Genomic DNA, 22,623 nt, shown 5'->3' on the forward strand with positions numbered 1-22,623 from the left:
AGCAAAATCAGCGAGAGACTTAAAATGTGCAGTCATCAATTTTATCGGAGATAAAATCCTTGCGCCCTAAGGCAGTAAATTTTTTCATATTCTTAGCGACTTTGTGTTTTTCCAACAAACCTTCTCAAAAATTATAGAAATCCTTAAACACCTAGCCAAAACATTGATATATTTGTGAAGTTGCAAAACGTATTGTATTTGCTCGTAAGAAACTGTCAACTGAATAAAAACGAATAAAAAATGAAAAGAGTAACCGCGATTGGAGGAATCTTCTTCAAGTGTAAAGACCCGGAACAAGTAAATGAATGGTATAAAACCCATCTGGGATTACCTACGAGCCCATACGGCGCCAAATTCGACTGGAAAGATGAAGAATCCGATAAGAAAGGATATACGCTGTGGAGTCCTTTTAAGGAGTCTACCCAATATTTCGAGCCTTCTGCTAAAGAGTTTATGATCAATTATCATGTAGAAAATATCGAAGCATTAGTAGAAGAGTTAAAGAAAGAAGGCGTAACGGTACTGGATGAAATTGCAACGTATGAATATGGAAAGTTTGTACACATCCTGGACCCTGAAGGAAACAAAATTGAATTATTCGAACCGGCAGGAGAGTAGCCACCTTATTTCCAAGAAAAACTGCTGAAAACCCGCATTACGACTTATATCACAACTGAAGACGTAATGATTCCCCTCCTCCGGAGGGGTGGCGAAAATTCAAAGAATTTTTGACGGGGTGGTTTTCTCATCACACTTTTCCACATTGTCATTCTGACGAAGGAAGAATCTTATTGATATGTGAGATTCTTCCTTCGTCAGAATGACCGTTTTACTGTATTGATGTAATTTTTAATCCAAAATATAAATCTTCTTCTCCTTAAGATTGAATCCCAATTTTTTACCCAACCAGTTGATAATCGTTTTGCCTTCATAAATAAAGCCTCCTACAAAAAACACAGCAGGTTTTGATGTATTCCAGTATTATTTTATACTTATGCATTCATATCTATTCCTGAAACCGCTTTATACCTAAAGTAAAATCCCTAAATTTAGCCTCAAATCAAAAACAAAATGGAAACAAAAATCATAAAGGTTACACACGTTACAGGAACTTATATCATCGAAGTTCCCAATGGAGCACTTAATGACATGAAAACCCAATTGGACAAATGCCTTAACGATGAACAAGGTGCTATTGTAGTGAAGGGAGAAGATGGAGATCAGTTTGTATACCCGTCTGATTTTTTAAAAAATAGCTTTATTGCTATTGTTGATCGGGAATAGGTGAAGTTTTTTGAAAAATAATTCCCTTGATTTCTAGTCTATTATTAAGTTTTGTTAAAATTTGTGGGGGAAAAGTTTTGCAGAAATTAAAAATCGTTCTATATTTGCACCACTGAAAACAACGGTATAGCCGGAGTTTAGGGAGAGTTGGCAGAGTGGTCGATTGCGGCAGTCTTGAAAACTGTTGACTGTAACAGGTCCGGGGGTTCGAATCCCTCACTCTCCGCTTAGGGAGACGTTTATTTATTAACGTCTCCTTTTTTTATGTCCTAAATTGCTTGATTTCCGGTCGGCTATACCGATCCATTGTAATGGCTTCATCAGCTACACGGCTGAAACGGTCAAGCTGGTCTACAACCAGATAGTTTACTGTTTTATGATGCTTGGTTATGAAATCTTTTAGTTTTATAAAATCAGGACGGTCAAATGTTATAGGTTAGATTATTCTTGCTTGCTATGAAAAAATTACATCCCTGACGAGAATCGTATTTGTTGCATGCAAGACAACCATCAATTCATTTTTTCTTCTAATTCCCGCTTCAAAGTAGAAATCCGCTCATCTTTATCATTATGATGCCAGCCCGGAGCATTGAATATATACCCCAATTTCGCTTTCCATGTAGGTGCATTTCGGGCATCCTTTATCATATTTCCAAACTCATCAAAGACAATATGAAAAACATTATAAGTGTGAATGTTATGATAGATTCCGTATTCCGTCGTTTTCTTTTCTTCCGCTTTGTACGTGCCGAAAAGATGATCCCAAATCATCAAAATACCCCCATAGTTATTATCTAAATCCTCAATTTTTCGAGAATGATGCACTCGATGGTTGGATGGAGAATTGAATACTTTGTCGAACCACCCTAATTTTCCAATAGCATTGGTATGCGGCCAAAATTGAAAAATCAAGTTAAATTGATGCATCATAGCAATCATAATAGGATGAAAACCAATAATGATAAAAGGGATATACCAAATGTCTCGATATATGATTTCAAACCATCCTTGACGCAATGCAATAGCAAGACTCAAATGAGTAGCCGAATGATGATTGACATGACCTGTCCAAAATAATCTGATTTTATGACTCAATCGATGATGCCAATAAAAACCAAAATCCTGAACAATCATAACCAATAACCAAAGCCACCAGTGATCTGCATGCCATTTTAAAGTGAAGAATTTGTTGAAATCTTTGATCCCGAAAATATCAGTAAGTCTAAAATGATTGTAAATCCAAAAAAAGTAGGATAATGAAATAGCTTTCATCCCAAAGTCTAACATTACTGCCCCTATCCCCAATCCGATACTCGATACATTATCTTTGATGAGTCTTTTTGTGAATACTTTTTGAGGAATCTGATACAAAAATACTTCCCCTAATATCAACAAGATAAATACAGGAATAAAATAAGTAACAGGATCAGTAAAATCCAATGGGCAGAATAGCCCAATACTATGAAAAAATCGGTTATCTTTTCTTTTCATAAGTCTTGATTTTATCAAATAATTCTGTTCTTTTTTTCAATACCAACCACTCCCAACACCAACATCAATTGGGCTAAAACATAAGTAATCATCACAACAAGTTCTTTCCCAATACTATGCTGTACAAACATATTAATGGCCAATACGGAATCTGATATTACAAACAAAATAGCTCCTAGGATTAGCAATGAAGAATAAGTACTGATACTAAAATACAGCATCGTAGCAATGGTAATTCCGTAGATCACCACGGGTATCTTCATTTCGTTTAAATAAGGATATATATAGTAAATAAATGAACCTAAATACAGAAAAACAAAGGGAAGCCAACTCCATACATTTTTCTTTTTAATCTTAAAAAAATAAACGATGTAACAAATATGAGCCAACAAAAAGCTTCCCAAACCGGGAATAAATCCCCATCCAAATAACAAAAACACATCACCCAAAAAGCTCAAAATTAATCCAGACAAAAACCATTGGTTTATCCGAAATACATTTTGTTTAGAATAAGTAAAATAAAACCAGATAATAATAGGTAACAACAGTGGCTTGGTAAAAAACCGCCAGGAACTATGATCCATAGCTATAAATACTAAATCAAATGCAAAAACAATGGCAAGAAGGACTAATAACAATTTGATATTGACAGATTTTATCATGGTACTATTTTATTGCAATCTTTTAATTATCTTTTTTCTTGTTACAATATGGATATCTCAGGTTTGCACCAAGTTATTCTATATGTGACACTTAGCTCAGATTGTTAAATTACAAATAAAATTAAGATAAAATACTTTTGAAATATAAAAATACAATGCATCACACTTTAGTTTATTTTATATTTTAGAAATAGGCTATTATTGGAAATATTATTTAAGTTTATACAGTTTAATCACATCTTTTCCAAAGTAATTTTCGAATTTTTTGGAAAATTCTTCATCCTTGAACTTTCGGATTGTATGACTACTATTAAAAATATTTAATATTCTAAGGATCAAGGTTTTGTGTCATAAATACTGAAAAAATGACAGAAGATCGGAAAAAATTTCACTCTTACTCCAATGGTATTTTTTTTGTGAATTTTTATGTACAGCTGGCCAGCGGACGTGTTTTTTAATGATTGTTAAACTTAATTAAAAATGATTGCAATGAATAATCTAATAAGAAGAAACGGAAACAACAATTTGGGCTTTTCAAATGTCTTTGATGATTTTTTTGGTCGTGAACTTTTTAACTGGGGCAATAACAATTACTCATCTACCAGTACAACCGTACCATCGGTAAATATAAAGGAGAACGGAGAGGCTTATGAAATTCAGGTTGCAGCACCAGGTATGGATAAAAATGATTTTCAGATCAGGCTGGATGGTAACCTGCTTACTATTTCATCAGTGAAGGAAGACCGTAAAGAGACAAAAGATGAAAATTTCACACGAAGAGAATTCAGTTACCAATCTTTCAAGAGAAGTTTTGAGCTTCCAAAAGATGTTGTAGATCAGGATAATATTAATGCAGAATATGAAAATGACCTTTTAATGTTAACCATCCCGAAAAAAGAAGATGCGAAGCAGAAACCACCAAGAATGATTGAAATATCATAGAAATAACTACAAAATTGGCTACCAAAAGAGTAGCCAATTTTTTTATATTCTCTTACTCTACCCAGAAATATCCCACAGAGTATGTCTTGGCTTTCCCTGCTACAATTACCCTTTCATTTTTGTTCTCACAATAGAGCTGTCCGCCTCTTTCAGAGATCTGGCGGGCAAAAAGCTTCTCTTTTCCTAATCTTGATGCCCAGAACGGGATGAGTGAGCAGTGCGCAGAGCCGGTTACCGGATCTTCAAGAATAGAAGACTGTGAGGTAAAATATCTTGAAACAAAATCACAATCAGTGCCTGTTGCTGTCACGATAACTCCGCCCGGATCCAGATTGATAAGATCAAAAATGGACCTTTCAATGTGGATATTTTTTACATCGTCTTCAGAATCATATACCAGCACATAGTCTCTTGCTTTAAAGACTTCCTTAGGCTGTATATTGAGCGATCTGGATATAATATCCGGAAGAGTAGAGGCTTCGGGCATTCTTGATGGAAAATTCATATAATACATCCCATCTTTAACATCTACCGTTAATTCACCACTTTTTGTTTCAAAAATAATTCTATCACCCGGATAGTGTAAAATGGACATAAGACAATGAGCGGTAGCAAGAGTCGCATGCCCACATAAATCCATCTCTATTTCCGGGGTAAACCATCTCAGATGAACACGATCTCCATTGTCAATAAAGAAGGCGGTTTCTGCTACCGCATTTTCACGGGCTATTTTTAAAAGGATTTCATCGGGTAACCAATTTTTTAATGGAACAACACAAGCCGGATTTCCATGGAAAATAGATTCTGTAAAAGCATCTATCTGATATAATTCTAACTTCATAGGTTGTAAAAATTTTGTGAAGTATAAAGATAATTCATTTTCATCATGAAGTTCCCTGATATTCCTGAAAAAATTATTTCGGATTCTATTTTTATACAAATAAATATTGACTTTTTATGATCCTGTTTTGTAATAATTTTTCCACATCAAAATGGAAATTTCTTTACATCTATTTTTTCAAAAAGGAGTTGTGAAAATTTAGCTTTGTACTAAATAAAAACGGGAAACAATGAAAAAATATAATCATGATTTTCTTCATTCAAGTCTTTCGGGAAGACCCATGGCTGAAGTTTTCAATCTCTTGAAAAGGCTCTGAATCTGCAATTGCTTTCCTAAGATTTCTTCACTTTATTAATAACTCATAATCAAATAATAATGTTTAAAAACTTTACTACATTATCAGTAGCAGTGGCTTTGCTCTCTTACGGTATTGTGTCTGCTCAAAGTGTTGGAGTTAATACAGCTCAGCCTGGATCAACACTTGATGTTAACGGATCTTTAGCTGCAAAATACAGTGCTGTTACTTCCGCAGCGTATACAATGACTTCTGCGGATTTTCATATCTCGTATAACGGAACTACCAATGCTGTTTTTACATTACCGACAGCAATATCTGGTACAGGTAATTTCAAAGGCCGTATGTATACGATCAGAAATAATACGGCTTTTACCATTACAATAACTCCTGCAGTTTCAGAAACAATTAATGGTAATGCAAGTATGGCAGTAGGTCCTAACCAGAGCCTCCAGCTTATCAGTACAGGCCTTACGGGAGCTGCTTCTACATGGGATATCTCAGGAAGTGCAAACGTAACGGCAAGCAACGGGCTTACAGCTGTAGGGCAGGAGGTGAGACTTGGCGGGACACTTTTGCAAAATACAGCGATTGATTATTTGGACAAAGCATTATATTTCAGAAGCAATGTAGATGGTGCAGGACTGACATCCATCAGCAATACGAATTCAGGTACCAATGCTTCCGCTCTTTTAAGGCTCACTAATGATGTGGGAAGCTCTATGGATATGTTCCTGAACTCTTCTACCAAAACAACAGAAGGTGGAGCTAATGCAGGAATCATAAACAATATAGGAGGAGCGCTAACGATATCGGGAAATAATAATGTTGCCCAGTTGAAGCTCAGCCAGGCCAATGGAGGAGATTATCTTTTTAATGGAGACAGAAAGCTTAACTTCAATGGAGACGGTGATATTACAGCTTTTGGGGCTGCAGGTAATTCTGTGAATGCTTTCAATGGTCTTCTTACTTTAAAAGGAAACAGCAATAATCCTGCATTTGCTCAGGTAACAGTTGGTACTACAGGTCTTAGGTATTATTATGGTAACAGCGTTAACAGTATGCTTGACATTGATGGTAATGGAGATATCAATATGAACAGACCGGAAGTTAGCGGGATTGGAGGAAATAAAGTGGCGGCCACCAAAGGACATCTTGATTTAAGCGGATACAACACACTGAATGGCTCTGTAACCCAGATTTATCTTGGAGCGGAAGGATTCAAATATAGTTATAACGGAAGCACTAAAGTGACGATTGACGGTAACGGATTGGTAAGTGCTGCAGGTGGTTTTGTCAATACTTCGGACATGCGTTTAAAAACTCAGGTTAAAGAAATAGGGTATGGTCTTACTACCATTATGGCATTGCAGCCGAAACAATACGAGCTATCTGCCAATAACCAGATTAAAGAAGGTAAACCGGCAGTGAATCCTACACAGAAGACCCAGCATAAAATAGGATTTCTGGCACAGGATCTTTATAAAGTAATTCCTGAAGCGGTCTATAAACCAAAAGATGATACCAAAGAAGCCTGGGCTGTTGACTATGCTTCACTTGTTCCTGCCCTTACAAAAGCCATTCAGGATCAGCAGGCTGAAATAGAAGAGCAGAAAGCCAGGATTAAAAAGATGGAAACAGAAATGGAAGCCATCAAAAAGAAATTAGGATTGTAATAAACAGGTACAATATTTTGGATTTAAAGGTATTGCATTTCCGATTCTAAGAACACACGTTAAAAAGAATACCTTATTCTGTTATAATAAAAACAATCCCTCGGTTTTTATGAAAATATTCCAGGATCCAGGGTTTAAAATTCCCAAATTTTTTATTTTCCCATACGTCGCAAAAGCCTGCAGATAGCAGGCTTTTGTATTTTATAAATTAAAACATATTCAGCTTATTCTTGATACCATTTCTTTTTCATAAATAAACTGGCTTTTACGAGAAGTATCAACACCGGAACCTCTACCAATGGACCAATCACGCCTACAAATGCCTGCGGTGAATGAATACCAAAGACCGAGATGGCCACAGCAATTGCCAGTTCAAAATTATTTCCGGTAGCGGTAAAGGCTATAGATGTATTTTTATCATAAGGGACTTTTAATGTTTTGTTGATCATAAAACTTATAAAAAACATCAAAACAAAATAGATAACCAATGGAACGGCTACTTTGATGACATCCATTGGCAATTCCAGTATTTTAGAACCTTTTAAGCTAAACATCAGTACGATGGTAAATAACAAGGCATACAATGTCACAGGAGATATCTTAGGCACGAATTTTCTGTTGTACCAGTCTGCGCCTTTTGATTTAATCAGAAAATAACGGGTAAGAAAACCGGCCAGAAAAGGAATTCCCAGATAAATCAATACGCTTTCTGTGATATCCCTCATAGAAACATTCACATTAAAGCTTGCCAGACCAAGTTGATTGGGAAGTACATTGATAAACAGCCATACCAGAAAACTGTATGTGAACACCTGAAAGATGCTGTTTAAGGCCACCAACAATGCTGCATATTCTCTGTTTCCTTTGGCGAGATCATTCCAGACAATAACCATGGCAATACATCTGGCCAATCCAATGAGAATTAAGCCTGACATATAATCAGGTTCATGTCTTAAAAAAAGGGTGGCAAGACCAAACATCAGAACCGGGCCAATAATCCAGTTGAGAAATAAAGAGATGCCGATTATTTTTTTATCTTTAAAAACCAATGGCAGAAGAGTATAGTCAACTTTAGCCAATGGCGGATACATCATCAAAATGAGCCCGATGACCAGAGGAATATTGGTAGTACCCACCGACTGTGAATTGATAATAGTAGGAATGGCCGGGAAAAAATGTCCCAAAGCAATCCCTATCCCCATAGCCAGAAAGATCCATAAGGTAAGATAACGGTCAAGAAATTTTAATTTGGGTTGCATGATTATCTTTTGATTTTAGAAAAAACATAAAACATTTCTTCTGCAATTTGTAAGCTTCTTTCAGTATACACTGCTGCCTGTTCCGGTGTATTATCCGAAATCTTAGGATCTTCAAATGTGATCGGAATTCTTTTTTCCGCACCGGGAATAAAAGGACATCCGCCATCTGCCTGCGAACAGGTCATAATTGCTGCAAATCCCGAAACAGGATTGTACGGACTCTCGTATTTTTTTGAAAAGCCAATTATTGGAAGGCTGTTCTCATCATATTTTATAGCATATACAGGATTGGTTGTATCGGCAATACTGAAAATTGAAAAGCCCTGTTCTGCTAAAACTTCTGCGATCTTAGGAAATAATGCTGTTGTTTCCGTTCCTCCGGAATAGCAATGGACTTGCGGAATGGTAAAGAAAGAAGCTGCTGCCTGTGCCCAAACCTGTGCCAGATGGCTTCGTCGGGAATTGTGGGTGCAGATAAAATTCAGATTGATTTCTTGGCTATCATCCACTTTTTGCTGGATAAAACTGATCAATGGTTTCAAAACCTCTTTTCTATCGGTATCTATATTTTCCCATTTCAGAGAGTGAACCGTATTTAATAATTCTTGATACATAATATTTTAATAAAATTTATTAGCAGCATCCTGATCCCGGAGTGCAGGCTGATGTTGGGTTTACAGATAATTCAGACAGATTTTTCTTTTGTTTTTCGGAAGGAATTCCGCAGGCTTCCTGTGCAAGGCAGGCTGTTGTTTTATTTTTCAGGACAAAGTTTTTTCCGTTAAATTCAAGGTCATATTTTCCAATGGTTTCTCCCTGATATTCAACTTCAATTTCGCTGTCTTCTATCCCGAGTTTTTCTTCAGAAAGCTGAATGATATGAAGCAGTTTTCCTGGTTTCAGGCGGTGTTCATAGTCATCGGCATCCCATAACTGGAAGTTGACTGTTTTTTCATTTCTGATTACCCCGCCGCAATCGATGAAGTTTTTAATACTCTGTCCCACTTCCGTTACATGGAAATGTTCAGGGACAAAACTTCCGTTTTCTAATTGAAATTCAACATTTTCCAGGGTGGGAAGAATTTCTTTAATTTCTGATAGTCTCATAGTAGATTAAAATTTAGTGTTATAATTTATTAATGTTATATTGCAATATTACGATATATTGATTCAAAAAAAATGCCTTAACAGCATTGTTTTATACTAACATCCTGATTAAAAAACAGGTTGAATTCATTTTGAAACTGCTTCCATTTGCTTTCATTAATACAGTAGCATACGGATTTTCCTTCAATAGAACCTTTGATGATTCCTATATTCTTCAACTCTTTTAAATGCTGAGAAATGGTAGCCTGTGCCAATCCAAGTTCTTCAACAAGATCATTACAGATACACGCTTTTTGATTAATGATATACTGTAAAATAGCGATTCTTGCCGGATGTCCCAAAACTTTAAGCAGAGAAGCCAGCTTATTTTGCTCGTCAGTATAAATTTCTGTTTTAGTAACTCCCATTATTGTATTTTATATTGCAATATTACGATGATAAATTAATTAAGCAATGAAAAAATTTCATAATTTTAATTGTTGATATTTAAATTGCTGATTGTCATTGTTTTAAAATTTAATAAGATAGTTGATCATGTATGAAAATAAAAAAGATGAAGCCTGTTTTTGCCTCATCTTTTGATGTATTGTTAGGGTAAACTAATCTTTTTGCCTTGTTCAGGGAAAATGTAATTTACTTTTAAAGGATTGTTTTTCAATAATTCCTTTTTAATAAGCTCTGGATTATCGCCTGTAGGTTTTCTGTGAGTAACCACGATGTTGAGACCCTTAAGGCTGCTTTGTCCGGTTTTTTCTTTGAGTTTGCTCAATTCCTCATTCAGCAGATTAGGAGTAAGGTGTCCAAACAGAAGATGTTCTGGCTGACTGTTGGGGAAAGAAACTTCAATTAATATCGTATTGAGCTGTCTTTTTTTAACAAGAGGAGCTGCCATGTTCCAAAGTTGATCCAGACGGTCAGATTTTTCTATACGGTCAGCACCTGTATCTCCAAGGTAAAGCAGATAGTGATCATCTCTTCTTACCAATGCAGCACTGCTTTTATAAGGATTTACGTGACTTAGTTCATAGCCTGTTATAAAAAAAGGTGTTTTAGGCGCAGGAATTTCAGTTCCTGCCTGCAACTCATTATAATGGTATTTTCCAAGGATAGGTTTCTGTCCCTGATCTGCAAAATTGATCCAGGTATCTGTAATAAAGTAATGATTCTGCAAGATTTGAATCACAGGAGCTATAGCGAAAATATCCTTCTTAGAATCAGCAGGAGAATTGATGATAAGGCCGGATAAATGATCGAGATGACCGTGGGATACAAAATATCCTTTGATCTGATCTTTTAAAACTGTTTCTGCTGATCCTTCAAGACTTTTCAGTTCAATCGCTTTTCGGATTCCGGCATTTACGGTACCGGCATCAAGGCAGAGATATGCATTGTCTTTTGGAGCGCCTACCAGATAGGCTGATAAATTGTCTTCCTGCTCACCACCATATATTCCTAAGGGAATTACATCAAAATTTTGTGCCTGGCAAACAATATTCAGAAGAACCAATAAAGAAAGTGCTGTTTTTTTCATAATACGTATAATAGAAAGCCATCTTTTTCGGGATGGACAGAGCAAATTTACGCTATTTTTTGATGACAGAATCTCTGAATCAGTAAAGCCTGCTGAAAATGAGCAGGCTTTATTTTGACTATTATTTTATTGAGGCTGTTGCTGGGTGACGCAATGCACCATTCCTCCGTTGGCGAATAAGTTACGGCAATCAATTCCAACTACCTGTTTGCCAGGATAGAGCTGTTGGATGATGTTGTTGGCAACTGCATCATTCGGGTCATTATAATTAGGAACCAATACACGGTTATTGGCAATATAATAATTGATGTATGAAGCGCGGCCTACATTTTTCCCGTAAGTAGTGATCACATCATTTCTTGTTAAAGGCACTTTTACAAACTGATAGGCAGCTCCGGTTTTTGTGGTTGCATCATACAGTTTGTCAATATCTCCATTGGGAACCTGCCAGTAGGCAAGATCGTCCGGATTCATTGTAATAATGGTAGATGAATTGGCAAATCGGGCAAAACCATCGATGTGCATGTCGGTAATATCCAGACCGGCTTTTCCATTCAGCCATATAAATTTGGTGACACCAAGATTTTTAGTAAATATGGCTTCTGCCTGTTGTTGCGTCATTCCCGGATTTCTGTTATTATTCAGGATAGAACTTTTACAAGCCATCAACACTCCGTTTCCGTCAATTTCCACACTTCCTCCTTCATTAATCATGACGGAATTAAGATTGATTTTTGGAATATTCGTATCTGCTGATATTTTAGATGGAATTGCGTTACATTTGCTGTAATCTGCCTTATTTCCCCAACCGTTAAATCCCCAATCCTGAATAAATAACTGTCCGTTCTGATCTTTTACATAAATAGGACCGTTATCTCTTACCCAGAAATCATCTGTAGGATAAATTTTGAAGTTGATATTGGTAAGAGGAACTCCTGCAGTGTTGAGTAGCCCTACAATACGACTCTTTTCTGCACCGTCATAAGCAATAATGTGAACTTTTTCACTTTGTACAAGCTCTTTGGTCATGGCTACCCAGGTGGCATCCAGACGGTTTCGGTAGGTAGTTCCGTATTGATACTGGTGTGGCCACTGAAGCCAGGTTCCTTCATGGGTTGCAGACTCTTCCGGCATTTTATAAAGAGCTGTTGCAGGGTTCACTGTATCCGGATTCTCTATAGGATCTGTTTGAGAACAGGAAAGTAGAAGAGCGGGTAATAACAGGAACATGATTTTCTTTTTTTGCATAATTGATCTATTTTTAACAGGGCAAAATTAGATCAGCAAAAGTTTTGAAAGTTGTCCCAAATTGACAACTTACTTCAATGGCAATAAAATATAGGTCAGCTGTTTTTCCTGATCGTCTTCATTTTCAGCATGATTTTCATACTTTTCAATGATGGGAGTGTGTGAAAATTCAAGACCTGAATTAAAAATCCAGCGTGAATAGATCTTCGTGTACGTGTCGTCTATTGTTTCGTAGCTTCCGGAATGGGTAAAGCGGGCGTATTTCCCTCCGAATATCATTTTTGAAGGAAGCTTTTTATTGCCGGATTGAACAGATGAGCATGCATCATAGCGGCAGTTGATTTCAGTTTTTATTAATGGTTCATCGGCTATAACTCCAAAATAGTCTACCCCGGAGTCAGGGAAATCATTTTCCATGAACTTTTTCCACAGCACTTCAATTTCTTCATTGTTATAATAGGTGTTAATGCTCTGATAATATACCTGTACAGGCTTCAGATATACAATTTCGGGTTCCAGTAAGACCTCTGAGGTAACAGGGATGATTGCATCTCCACAAAGGAGCTGTTCTTTACTTTGTCTTGCAGCTTTAGGGGAAATCCCAAAATGTTGTTTAAAGGCTTTGGAAAAAGAAGCGATATTGGCAAAACCCACTTCAATGGCAATGGAGGTGAGATTTTCCTGAGTATAAAGAATCCGTTTATAGGCATTTTCTACCTTCAGCCTCTGTTGGAAAGCACCTATTGTCTCCCCGCAGCTGTATTTGAAAATGCGCTGGATATTTCGGTAAGAATAATGAGAAATGTCTTCCAGTTCCTTTACAGAAACAGGCTGATCATAATTCTTTTCCATGAAATTGATAACTCTGTAAATACAATTCAGGTTGTCTTCCATAAGCATTGAAATTTTTCCGAAACTGGTGGTATGAAATAAATTACAAATAAAAGAAATAAAAAAATATCTTGACAATATTGTATTTTAGCTTTCGGTAAAAATAGATTTAAAAACAATAATTTTATCATTGTAAAAACAGGAACAACCAAGAAACTAATACTAAATATGGAAAAAGATTTGTCAGAATTAACGGATCAGGAGCTGATTGAGAAAAAAAGAACTATTGAAGCCCGAAATGTTGTGAATGCTATTATCCTGGGAGTATTGGCTGGAATTGCTATTTACAGTACCATAACGAAAGGCATCAGTTTTACTACTTTCTTACCTATACTTCTTGCTTTTTTTGTGGCTAATAGCTGGAATAAAGGTAAGAAAGGTTTGAAAAGGGAAATGGACGCCAGAAATGTGAAGTAATGCAGGAATTTAACAGAAAAACAGAAACTGGTGCGGTAGCTTATTTTCGGTATTGCATCAGAAGCGGAGATGTAAAAGGAGCATTAGGCTGTTTTCATCCTGAAGCAGTCTACATAGACCGTGATGGAAGAGAATGGAGAGGGTTTGAGCAGATAGAAAGGGCAATGAATGAGATCTGCCGCTTACAACTGGATATTCAGGGTGAAACTCCGCATATCACTGTTGTAAATGATCTGGCGATGTGGCAGGATCAGTGGGAAATGACAGGAACTGCTCCGGATGGACACTCTATTCATATGACAGGCAATACTTCCTGTATCATGAAAAGAAATGAAGAAGGAGAGTGGCTATGGTTGGTGGACAATCCTTTCGGTTCTGCTGTGCTTAAAAATGACAATCTGGTATAAAGTCTTCCAGAAACAAATAAAAAACCTTCAGATGAACTGAAGGTTTTACTTTACTTTTATATTATTTTACTGATTTTTAGTTACGTAAGAATTGGCCAATCCCTGGAGAATCAAAAGTGAATGCATTCTGATTTTCAGATTTGTCAATTTTATTGCTGATGGTTAATGCCCATAATACAAGTTCTTTGCAGAAATTCTGATCTTCTTTGCTCAATTCAGAGGCATTTTCTTCCACTACAGTTGTCAGAGGTTCTATCTTATCAAGTTTAGCATAAAATTCTTCATCCGTATCATTGTAATTAAGTTCTAAATGATTTTTATTGAACCACCTGATCAGGTCAGTATACGGTGTTTTGATCCCTTCTTTTTCCAGTTTTGAAATACGTGGGAACAGGCTTTCAAATTGGGTGATGACGGCTTTATCAATTAAGATTTTAGCTACGTAATCAGCTCCTTCCTGTTCTCCTTCATATACCAGTTCAATTTTTCCTGTGATTGATGGGATGATCGACATGAAGTCAAGCAGACGTACAGTTGTTCTTTCTGCACTGGATTCAATCAGACGCAGTTTGGCTGCTGCGATTAAATTTTCCATAGCACTGATGGTAAGACGGGCACTGACACCACTTTTCGCATCCACATATTCGCTGATACGGGCTGCAAAAGCAACCTCTTCCAAAAGATCTTTCGCCAGATCAGGAATCTGAATCTGGGCTTTATCTTCAGCAGAAATCAATGCTTCCTGTTCTGTAATCTGTCTTGCCAGAGCAATAGTTTTTGGATAATGGGTGAAGATCTGAGATCCGATTCTGTCTTTCAGCGGGGTTACAATACTTCCTCTGTTGGTATAATCTTCCGGATTGGCTGTGAAAACAAACTGAATATCAAGTGGCATTCTCAGCTGGAATCCCCGGATCTGAATATCTCCTTCCTGCAAAATATTAAACAGGGAAACCTGGATTCTGGCCTGCAGATCCGGCAATTCGTTTAAAACAAAAATAGAGCGGTTGGCACGGGGAATCATTCCGTAATGTAAAACACGTTCATCGGAATAGGGTAGTTTCAACGTAGCCGCTTTAATAGGGTCTATATCACCAATTAAATCTGCAACATTCACGTCTGGAGTGGCCAGTTTTTCATAAAAACGATGAGAACGGTGTACCCACGAAATTGGAGTTTCATCACCTAATTCAGCAAGCAGATCTTTGGCAAACTTTGAAATGGGATGAAAAGGACTGTCGTTAATTTCGGATCCTTTTACGATGGGCATATATTCATCAAGCAGATTAACCATGCTTCTTGCAATTCTGGTTTTTGCCTGACCACGTAAGCCCAGCAAGTTAATGTGATGACCGGCAAGAATGGCTTTTTTCAATTGGGGAACTACTGTGTCTTCATAGCCCCAAAGTCCTTCAAATACAGGTTCTTTAGCTTTAATTCTTGCAATTAAATTGGCTTGGATTTCCTCATTAATTGTTTTATGAGTATAACCGGATTTTTTTAATTCTTTGAATGTAATATCGTTTTTCATTGTCTTGTAATACTATTTATCTGATCAGATTTCTATTTTAAATGATTTAAAATCTGATCTTTATATTTTTCTTATTCTGTTTTTTTCGTAATCTTCAAAAATCATCTGTCCCAAACCTGATAGTCCGGTGAGGAATGCTTTTCCTTTGTTTTGAGCTGTGAATTCTTCCACAAACTGACGCAGATAAGGATCCTGAGCAATCATAAAGGTAGTGATAGGAATTTTCAGTTTTCTTGCCTGTGCTGCTCTGTTGAAACATTGATTAACAATTTTTTCATCCAAACCAAAGCTGTTCATATAAAATTCACCGCTAGGAAGCTGAATGCAGCTGGGTTTTCCATCGGTGATCATAAAAATCTGTTTGTTGGTATTTCTTTTTCTGCGGAGAATATCCATGGCCAACTCCAGTCCGGCTACCGTATTGGTATGATAAGGGCCTACTTTCAGATAGGGAAGGTCTTTGATCTTAATGGGCCATGCTTCGTTTCCAAAAACAATGATATCAATGGAATCTTTCGGATATTTTCTTTTAATAAGTTCTACGAGAGCCATGGCTACTTTTTTGGCTGGCGTAATCCGGTCTTCACCGTACAGGATCATCGAGTGGCTGATATCGATCATCAGAACGGTACTCATTTGGGCCTTATGTTTGGTTTCCTCTACGATGAGATCTTCTTCTGTCAGGCGAAGGTCTGAGATTCCGTTGTTGATCTGTGCATTTTTCAGGCTTTCCGTCATATTCACGGCAGCAAGATCATCTCCGTATTGGAAGGAACGGTTTTCTCCATCTCTTTCATCCCCGATTCCTGTTTTGTTGGTCCTGTGATTTCCGGCTCCGTTTTTCTTCAGTTTTCCAAAAATCTGATCCAGTGCATATTCACGAAGCGCAGCTTCAAGCTTCGGAGTTAATATATTTTTACCTTTTCCACTTCCTGTGTTGCCTTCTTCAGGATCTTCTTCCCTGATGTAGCCTCGTTTTTTCAGATCTTCTTCAAAATCCTGAAGGGTGTATTCATCACTGAAAATATCATATTCCTGATCAAGCATGTCCAGCCACTCGAAAGCTTCTTCAATATCTCCGGAGGTGTGGGTAAGCAAATCTTTGAAAACATCAAAGACGCGGTCAAAATGTGATAATTCCTCCGGCACATGTTTACTGAATATAAATCCTTTTCCGGGATTAAAATTTTTATCTGTCATAAGATGATAAAGAGGTTTTGCAGTTATTTGCTTTTGAATATTTCAGAAAATGTAATGAATTGTCTGAAGTATTCTTTATTTCGTTTCAAATTGAAAAGTTAGGAAAATATCATGGCAAGATTCCCTTAGAAAAATAGAAAATACTAATGATGGTGATATGGAATAAGAATATAACGGTTTATCGTTTGGAGAAGACCTAAAAGCGTTTTACATCATCTCTATTTATACTGAAAAATGCACAAATAAAGATTTGTGCATTTTAAATGTTATGGGAGAAAATTTATTTTATGAATGAATAGCAATCATGGTTGCGGTCATTTTTGCAATGAGTTTTTCCTCTTTTTGATCATAGACATATCCTTCACAGATGGTAAGGGTTCTTCCTGCCTGGAGAACTTTTCCAATGGCAACAAGCTTATCTGTATTGGCTGGTTTCATAAAATTAACTTTGAACTCAACAGTCAATACATTGGCATTTTCAGGCATTGTGGTTAGAGCTGCATATCCGCAGGCACTGTCTACAATAGTTGTCAGAACGCCTGCATGAAAGAAGCCATTGTGTTGGGTCAGGTTTTCAGAAAATTTGCAGGTAATTTTCACCTGTCCCTGCTGAACATCTTCTAATTGGGCACCAATCGTTTTCATGATTCCCTGTTTGTCAAAGCTTTGTTTTATTCTATCGTAGATAATGATTGGTTTTTATTCATGAAATTTTAATCCATCCAGCGCTTTATCTACTTTTTTGTTTTCTCCATACACGATAATACCAACAAGATCCAGATGATCCGCAGGATGTTTTGCAATCTCAAGAACATTTTCCTCACCGGAGCGGGTGGCAAAAAGCTCTTGAGTATAAACTCCAATGGACAGCTCACGGTCTCTTGAACGACGGAATGCCCGCTGAAGTTTTTCTGTATTGTCTGCTTTATAGATGAGGGTAGGATGTTTTATAAAAGCTAAAAATTCCTCATGATCCGCAGTGACAAATTTTTCACCATGAGTTTCCGGAAATTCAATAGCAATGCTTCCCGCCAGAAAAGAAACAACATTCAGTTTTTGCCATGGCAAGAGATCATCTTTAATGACAATGGCTACTTTTTTATCGTACATATCTTAATTTTTTAGAGATAATTCCATTTGAATGTTACAGCGCTGATAAGGGGTTGAACGACCGGATACTTTTTGGAATCCCAGTTTATAATACAGGTTAATGGCGGGCTTCAGCATAGTGTTGCTTTCGAGATATATTTTCGATGCACCGGATTCTTTGGCAGTTTTGATGATGGCCTGTCCCAGCAGCCAGCCTATGTTTTTTCCCTGTGCTTTTGGAGAAACAGCCATTTTTGCCAGCTCAAAATCATAATCCGGATCTTCCATTTTGATAAGAGCACAGACCCCTAAAGGTTCTTCATTGTACAAGGCTACAAGGATTTTTCCTCCTTTATTTAAAATATATTCTTCAGGATTGTCCAGGGCTTTATAATCCGCTTCTTCCATTTCAAAATATTTTGAGATCCATTCTTCATTGAGTGCTCTGAATGCTGATTTGTATTTCGGTTCATACTCAACGACTTTTACGTTTTTACTTTCACGGGCTTTTTTCTGATCTTTTACCCTTGCAAGCAAAGATTTTTGTTCAAACAAATGTTCCCATTCTGCAAGAGCTTCCCAAAGATTGTGTGTTGCTTCGCTGATCATCTCATCAATAGCATGATCAATATCTGTACACTGAACTTTTATTTTGGCAGAAAGTTCTATTCCTTTTTCCGTAAGTCCTGCAATATTTCTTCTTTTATCATCAGATTTCTGATTATCCTTTACCAGCCCTGCAGAAATCATTTCTTTGATGATTTTGGTCACGGAAGGTTGAGAATGTCCTATTTCTTCTGCAATTTCGGTAATCGTTTTTGAACCTTCTTCGGAAAGTACAAAGAATACCGGAAACCATTTTGGAGAAAAGTCTACATCATACAGTTCATAGATCTTTGATGCTTCTTCTGTAATATTGGAAGCCATAAACCGTAATCTGCTACCTAATGCAATCTTTCCTGTTTTTTCAAATAAATCCATAAATATAATTAATTATATAACTAGTTATGCAAATGTAATAAATTAATTTTTAATACAATGGATGTCATTATTAAAACTTCAAAGTTTATAAAAAATGATTCTTCTTTAATAATCTGTTGAGGCTCTATTTTGCAGGGGAAAAATAAAAGCTCCGGAATTATCCGGAGCTTACTATATACATCATCTTACTATTGATCCATGGTTACCATCCTAAATAATATTCAGGATCTAACCAGTAGGGCCAGTCTAATTTAAAATGGGTCTGAAGCATCTTTTCTGCTTCACAGAAAGCACCTTCCACCCAGCCTTGCTGATCAGAATACGCTTCTCCGATAATATGAATCTGTTCATCCATTAACGGTTTTCTCATATAAGGCATCACATCTTTTACGGAGAAACCTGCTTTCCATGCATGGTATCCTGCACCGTAAGGATCATCTGTCCAGTCTCTGAAATACGTTACATAAGGTTGTGGAATATCTATCCCGTGTAATTCTTTCAGCTGATTCATCAATTCATTCACCATGAATTCTGTAGCCTGAACATCATCGAACTTATGCAATTCTTCTAAGGAGGCAGATCTGGCAGCTCTTACTTTAAACAGAACTTTGTCGTCCGAAAGAGCTTTCCAGAATGTTTCTGTTTCCATATCTCCGTAGCTTCCCAATAACATTGAGTTTTTGGTTTCAGTATCGGTACCGAAATAATAACACTGTCTCATCGGTAAGTCTGTAATAGAATGTCCGGAATCGATTCCCAGATCTTCTCTCCACCACGGGCCTTCAAAGCCCATAAGGATTTTAAATGCGGGCTCCATAATGATAGAGCGGATATTTTCGTTCAGTTTCTGGTGTCTGTTGGCGTCAAAAAAGAAGTTGTTCTGATCCAGAAGTTCAAGTGATTTTCTTGGCATACCCAATACGATTGAATTGGCGTAGACTTTCCATGTTTCGTTGCTTTGTATATTCAGGAAAGTTAACTCGTATTTATGAGTAGCGGTCAAATGATGATCTTTGGTGAAAGTAATCAGTTTGTTTTCCGACCAGATGCGTGCTCCTTCATATTCCATATACGTGTTGGCTACTGCATAAGCAATACTGTCATAGCCTTCCTCAATGGTTTTGTAGGTAGTATCAGCAGAGAAATCTCCTACCATATACGGAAACGCTTCTGCAGAATTCCAGTTGATGGTATTGGAATAATATCCGCCGGCATTGGCTAAGAATTCATATCCTTCCTGAGAAACCTGGTCTTTGATTAAATTCCAGAAACCGATATCGTTTACCAGACGTTTGTCATAAGGAGAGCCAGGGAAGTTGTAAACCATTCTTGGTTTTATAGCATCCCAGTCGCGGCTGGTTAGTTTGAATGTATAATCATAACCATTAGGGTCAGCAATAATCAGATCTTTATAGGTTTCAGCTACCCATGGATCTGCCATTAAGACATTATAGATAATTTTGTTGAATAGCTGATCAGAACTGAAACCTTCATCATTTTCATTCAGAAAATAACGGGTAATCAGTTTGTTGTTATGCGCTTGCTCCTCTGTCCATGCATTTTGTTTGAAACGTTCTTTTCTGATGTACATCAACAGTTTCTCAGGATCTCCCATATGGAAGGGGATAGGAGTCATTTTATCTTTCAGAACAGGGGTTCTTTTGCTCAGATCTGTTTCTTTCAATGGATAACCTTCTATCAGTGTTGTTACAATTTCCTGAGAAGTCAGATAACGCATTCCTCCGAGCTCACCCCAGAAATTCATTCCCGGCATAATTACGGATTCAAGTCTTCCTCCTAATTTGTCACTCATATCGAAGATCTGTACTTCATGAGCTTTGTACTTATTATCTGTTACCAAACGGAAAGCGGTATATAATCCTGAAGTTCCTGCACCGATGATGGCTACTTCTACTTTCAGATCGGGCTGCATTCCCGGATACAGCGGTGTATTTTTATTTACGTTTTCTTGATTCATGGTTTTATAATTTTTAAAGTGCTAAGAAATATTTATATCCTAATCGGAAGGGTGTAATATCGAAATCCGTATGTCCGTCCAATGCAAGATCCGACATAATTTTTCCTAAGAAAGGAGTGAATTTGGCTGCCCATCCGGTAGCGTACACCACAATGTTTTTGTGGTTGGGAACATAAGATGGAGCAAAATCAATCAGCAGTTCTTTATTGGGGATTGTGCTCAAAGCGATAAGGCATGTTGAAGTATACTCCGGAACAATGCTGAGGCCAGTCATATGGTTTTTTATCCATTCGGAAGTGTAAGCCAGTTCCTGGGGGTTGGGAATTAATGTTCTGTCGCTCGGCTCTTCCAAAGGTTTGATCACAAAATCCGGTGCTACACGGATGTACTCCGGATGATCCCATTCCACGGAAGGAAATCCGTAGAATTGATTCCCGTTTTCTCCACTTGCATTCTGAAATACAAACCATGTTGGATATTGTATAGTAGGGTCGGTCTTTTTAAAATAAGCAGAAGACATATTCCAGTAAGTGGCTTCTATTTTGAAATCAAGCAGATTGATCACACTGTTGATATAAGGCCCGGGAATGATGGCCAGCTTTTTGGCGATATAAATACCATTAGGAGTGGTAAGCTCGAAAAGATCACCGTTTTGTTTGATCTCAAGTACCGGAGAATCTTCTCTTAGTTCTACGGTTTCTTCCTTCTGACAAAGATCTAAAAGTGTTTCAATAGTTGCTTTAAAATTGATACTGGCACCATCGGGTTGAAACAGTCCTGTATAATTATCCGGCAGGTTTTTGAAATGATACTGCTCTTCAATCTCCTTGGATGTTAAAGTAATATAAGGAACTCCTAAAGCTTGTAATGCTTTTTCTGCTTCAGCAATATTTCCTTCGGTGGAGTGTACTTCAGGATCTCCAAACCAGAGGGTTCCTACCTTATCAAGCAATTGAGTATCTGTCTTTTTCTGCAGTTCATCCCAATAAGGCTGTGCATCTAAAGCCATTTGTACCATATATTCATCCGGATAAGGAATCCGGTACTGACGTGATACTCCAGCAGAGCTGCCCAACTGATTCACAAAAGTATATTGTTCCAATACTAAAGTCTTAGCCTGACGCTGGCCGAGATGATAAGCCGTAGCAAGTCCTATTGCTCCTCCGCCAATGACGATTACGTCATAGTTTTCTGTAATCATAGGTTATTTGTTTTATGTTTTATAATCGTAAGAAGAGGTATAGAAAAGTAAAGACATCAATATGAAGGAATGTACCATCATTACTGATTATTAATACTCTCCGAACCTTATTTGCTACGATAGATTAAGTGTAGAGACGAATCTTCCGGTACATGTGAATATTCTGGTTTTTCCATTGAATATGGTCACTGTTAATAAGCATTTCAAAGTAACAAAGAAGAGGGAATAAGTTCTTAGAGTGTAAATAACCAAATATTGCATTGAGTAGAAATACGGAATGCCAGGAAATCCATGTCCGGAAGGCTGTTTCAGCAATTATAAAGAGGGTATGGAATAAGTGGTATATGAATTATCTGATCATTGTTTTTGACTTATTGTTTACTATTTGTAATAAAATGAGCAGAAAAATAATATTTTACTGAGCCTCAACTTTTTGCAATTGATCTAAAAAAATAGATTTACATACATAAAACTGAGTGTTTAGAAAGCGTTTTAATAGTAAAAAAAAATAAATTCTGTGAGTTTAATCAAATATTCATTATTATAAGAAGACAAAAATTACTTTAACTTTGTCAATTGAATGATATATGCA

Annotated in this window: 23 protein-coding genes and 1 tRNA gene; 7 read left to right on the plus strand and 17 right to left on the minus strand. The window is 37.0% G+C overall.

The genetic code is table 11. The features are described from left to right. Positions 1-240 precede the first annotated feature (240 nt). From NK356_RS20385 to NK356_RS20395, 3 genes are all read left to right on the plus strand, one after another. Complete coding sequence (locus NK356_RS20385) at positions 241-618, plus strand: VOC family protein (protein ID WP_034697564.1); 378 nt, start codon at positions 241-243, stop codon at positions 616-618. 453 nt (positions 619-1,071) lie between these two features. Beyond that, complete coding sequence (locus tag NK356_RS20390; RefSeq protein WP_034697565.1) at positions 1,072-1,284, plus strand: hypothetical protein; 213 nt, start codon at positions 1,072-1,074, stop codon at positions 1,282-1,284. 141 nt (positions 1,285-1,425) lie between these two features. Then, positions 1,426-1,510, plus strand: a tRNA-Ser gene (locus NK356_RS20395). 284 nt (positions 1,511-1,794) lie between these two features. Here the strand turns inward: NK356_RS20395 and NK356_RS20400 are convergent. Then, a complete protein-coding gene (locus tag NK356_RS20400; protein ID WP_051934490.1) occupies positions 1,795-2,775 on the minus strand; it encodes a sterol desaturase family protein in 981 nt (326 codons plus the stop codon). A gap of 14 nt (positions 2,776-2,789) precedes the next feature. Continuing rightward, the gene (locus tag NK356_RS20405; protein ID WP_034697566.1) at positions 2,790-3,437 is read right to left on the minus strand and encodes a lysoplasmalogenase; all 648 of its coding nucleotides are present in this window, start codon (positions 3,435-3,437) and stop codon (positions 2,790-2,792) included. A gap of 489 nt (positions 3,438-3,926) precedes the next feature. On the opposite strand from NK356_RS20405, the gene NK356_RS20410 reads away from it, so the two are divergent. Continuing rightward, the gene (locus NK356_RS20410; protein ID WP_034697570.1) at positions 3,927-4,379 is read left to right on the plus strand and encodes an Hsp20/alpha crystallin family protein; all 453 of its coding nucleotides are present in this window, start codon (positions 3,927-3,929) and stop codon (positions 4,377-4,379) included. Between the two features lie 52 nt (positions 4,380-4,431). On the opposite strand, the gene NK356_RS20415 is transcribed toward NK356_RS20410, so the two are convergent. Then, the gene (locus NK356_RS20415) at positions 4,432-5,220 is read right to left on the minus strand and encodes a PhzF family phenazine biosynthesis protein (RefSeq protein WP_253317903.1); all 789 of its coding nucleotides are present in this window, start codon (positions 5,218-5,220) and stop codon (positions 4,432-4,434) included. A gap of 375 nt (positions 5,221-5,595) precedes the next feature. Between NK356_RS20415 and NK356_RS20420 the strand changes: the two genes are divergently transcribed. Then, entirely contained in the window at positions 5,596-7,191 is a 1,596-nt protein-coding gene (locus NK356_RS20420) for a tail fiber domain-containing protein (RefSeq protein WP_051934492.1), read from the plus strand. A 224-nt stretch (positions 7,192-7,415) separates the two neighbouring features. Here the strand turns inward: NK356_RS20420 and arsB are convergent, their stop codons facing one another. From arsB to NK356_RS20455, 7 genes are all read right to left on the minus strand, one after another. Then, positions 7,416-8,450, minus strand: a complete 1,035-nt coding sequence (gene arsB, locus NK356_RS20425) for an ACR3 family arsenite efflux transporter (protein WP_253317904.1) — start codon at positions 8,448-8,450, stop codon at positions 7,416-7,418. Between the two features lie 2 nt (positions 8,451-8,452). Next, positions 8,453-9,064 (minus strand): low molecular weight phosphatase family protein, encoded by a 612-nt coding sequence (locus NK356_RS20430; protein ID WP_034698854.1) that lies wholly within the window; start codon positions 9,062-9,064, stop codon positions 8,453-8,455. Positions 9,065-9,083: 19 nt separating this feature from the next. Then, on the minus strand, positions 9,084-9,557 hold the full coding sequence (locus NK356_RS20435; protein ID WP_034698852.1) for a DUF6428 family protein: 474 nt from the start codon (positions 9,555-9,557) through the stop codon (positions 9,084-9,086). 77 nt (positions 9,558-9,634) lie between these two features. Continuing rightward, on the minus strand, positions 9,635-9,964 hold the full coding sequence (locus tag NK356_RS20440) for a helix-turn-helix transcriptional regulator (RefSeq protein ID WP_034698850.1): 330 nt from the start codon (positions 9,962-9,964) through the stop codon (positions 9,635-9,637). Positions 9,965-10,146: 182 nt separating this feature from the next. Next, a complete protein-coding gene (locus NK356_RS20445; protein WP_034698848.1) occupies positions 10,147-11,088 on the minus strand; it encodes a 3',5'-cyclic-nucleotide phosphodiesterase in 942 nt (313 codons plus the stop codon). 126 nt (positions 11,089-11,214) lie between these two features. After that, positions 11,215-12,336, minus strand: a complete 1,122-nt coding sequence (locus tag NK356_RS20450) for an agmatine/peptidylarginine deiminase (protein ID WP_253317905.1) — start codon at positions 12,334-12,336, stop codon at positions 11,215-11,217. A gap of 69 nt (positions 12,337-12,405) precedes the next feature. Next, positions 12,406-13,230: a GyrI-like domain-containing protein gene (locus NK356_RS20455; protein WP_253317906.1), complete on the minus strand. Its 825-nt coding sequence runs from the start codon at positions 13,228-13,230 to the stop codon at positions 12,406-12,408. Positions 13,231-13,395: 165 nt separating this feature from the next. Between NK356_RS20455 and NK356_RS20460 the strand changes: the two genes are divergently transcribed. Together NK356_RS20460 and NK356_RS20465 are read left to right on the plus strand one after the other, a co-directional pair. Further along, on the plus strand, positions 13,396-13,644 hold the full coding sequence (locus tag NK356_RS20460) for a hypothetical protein (RefSeq protein WP_034698843.1): 249 nt from the start codon (positions 13,396-13,398) through the stop codon (positions 13,642-13,644). Continuing rightward, positions 13,644-14,051 (plus strand): nuclear transport factor 2 family protein, encoded by a 408-nt coding sequence (locus tag NK356_RS20465; RefSeq protein WP_051934581.1) that lies wholly within the window; start codon positions 13,644-13,646, stop codon positions 14,049-14,051. Before NK356_RS20460 ends, NK356_RS20465 begins: the two co-directional genes overlap by 1 nt. Positions 14,052-14,127: 76 nt before the next feature. Here NK356_RS20465 and NK356_RS20470 read toward each other — a convergent pair whose 3' ends face one another. From NK356_RS20470 to NK356_RS20500, 7 genes are all read right to left on the minus strand, one after another. Further along, the gene (locus NK356_RS20470) at positions 14,128-15,582 is read right to left on the minus strand and encodes a sigma 54-interacting transcriptional regulator (protein ID WP_253317907.1); all 1,455 of its coding nucleotides are present in this window, start codon (positions 15,580-15,582) and stop codon (positions 14,128-14,130) included. Between the two features lie 60 nt (positions 15,583-15,642). Beyond that, the gene (locus NK356_RS20475; RefSeq protein ID WP_034698837.1) at positions 15,643-16,782 is read right to left on the minus strand and encodes a VWA domain-containing protein; all 1,140 of its coding nucleotides are present in this window, start codon (positions 16,780-16,782) and stop codon (positions 15,643-15,645) included. A 285-nt stretch (positions 16,783-17,067) separates the two neighbouring features. After that, positions 17,068-17,427 (minus strand): PaaI family thioesterase, encoded by a 360-nt coding sequence (locus tag NK356_RS20480; RefSeq protein ID WP_253317908.1) that lies wholly within the window; start codon positions 17,425-17,427, stop codon positions 17,068-17,070. Positions 17,428-17,481: 54 nt separating this feature from the next. Continuing rightward, positions 17,482-17,892 carry a DUF2000 domain-containing protein gene (locus tag NK356_RS20485; protein WP_034698832.1) on the minus strand — a complete coding sequence of 137 codons (411 nt, stop codon included), beginning with the start codon at positions 17,890-17,892 and terminating at the stop codon, positions 17,482-17,484. A 3-nt stretch (positions 17,893-17,895) separates the two neighbouring features. After that, positions 17,896-18,852 carry a helix-turn-helix domain-containing GNAT family N-acetyltransferase gene (locus NK356_RS20490; RefSeq protein WP_253317909.1) on the minus strand — a complete coding sequence of 319 codons (957 nt, stop codon included), beginning with the start codon at positions 18,850-18,852 and terminating at the stop codon, positions 17,896-17,898. Between the two features lie 202 nt (positions 18,853-19,054). Further along, on the minus strand, positions 19,055-20,830 hold the full coding sequence (locus NK356_RS20495; RefSeq protein WP_034698826.1) for an FAD-dependent oxidoreductase: 1,776 nt from the start codon (positions 20,828-20,830) through the stop codon (positions 19,055-19,057). A gap of 13 nt (positions 20,831-20,843) precedes the next feature. Next, on the minus strand, positions 20,844-22,031 hold the full coding sequence (locus NK356_RS20500; RefSeq protein ID WP_253317910.1) for an FAD-dependent oxidoreductase: 1,188 nt from the start codon (positions 22,029-22,031) through the stop codon (positions 20,844-20,846). Between the last annotated feature and the right edge of the window lie 592 nt (positions 22,032-22,623).

The organism is Chryseobacterium sp. S0630 (assembly GCF_024158915.1).
Taxonomy (GTDB): Bacteria; Bacteroidota; Bacteroidia; order Flavobacteriales; family Weeksellaceae; genus Chryseobacterium.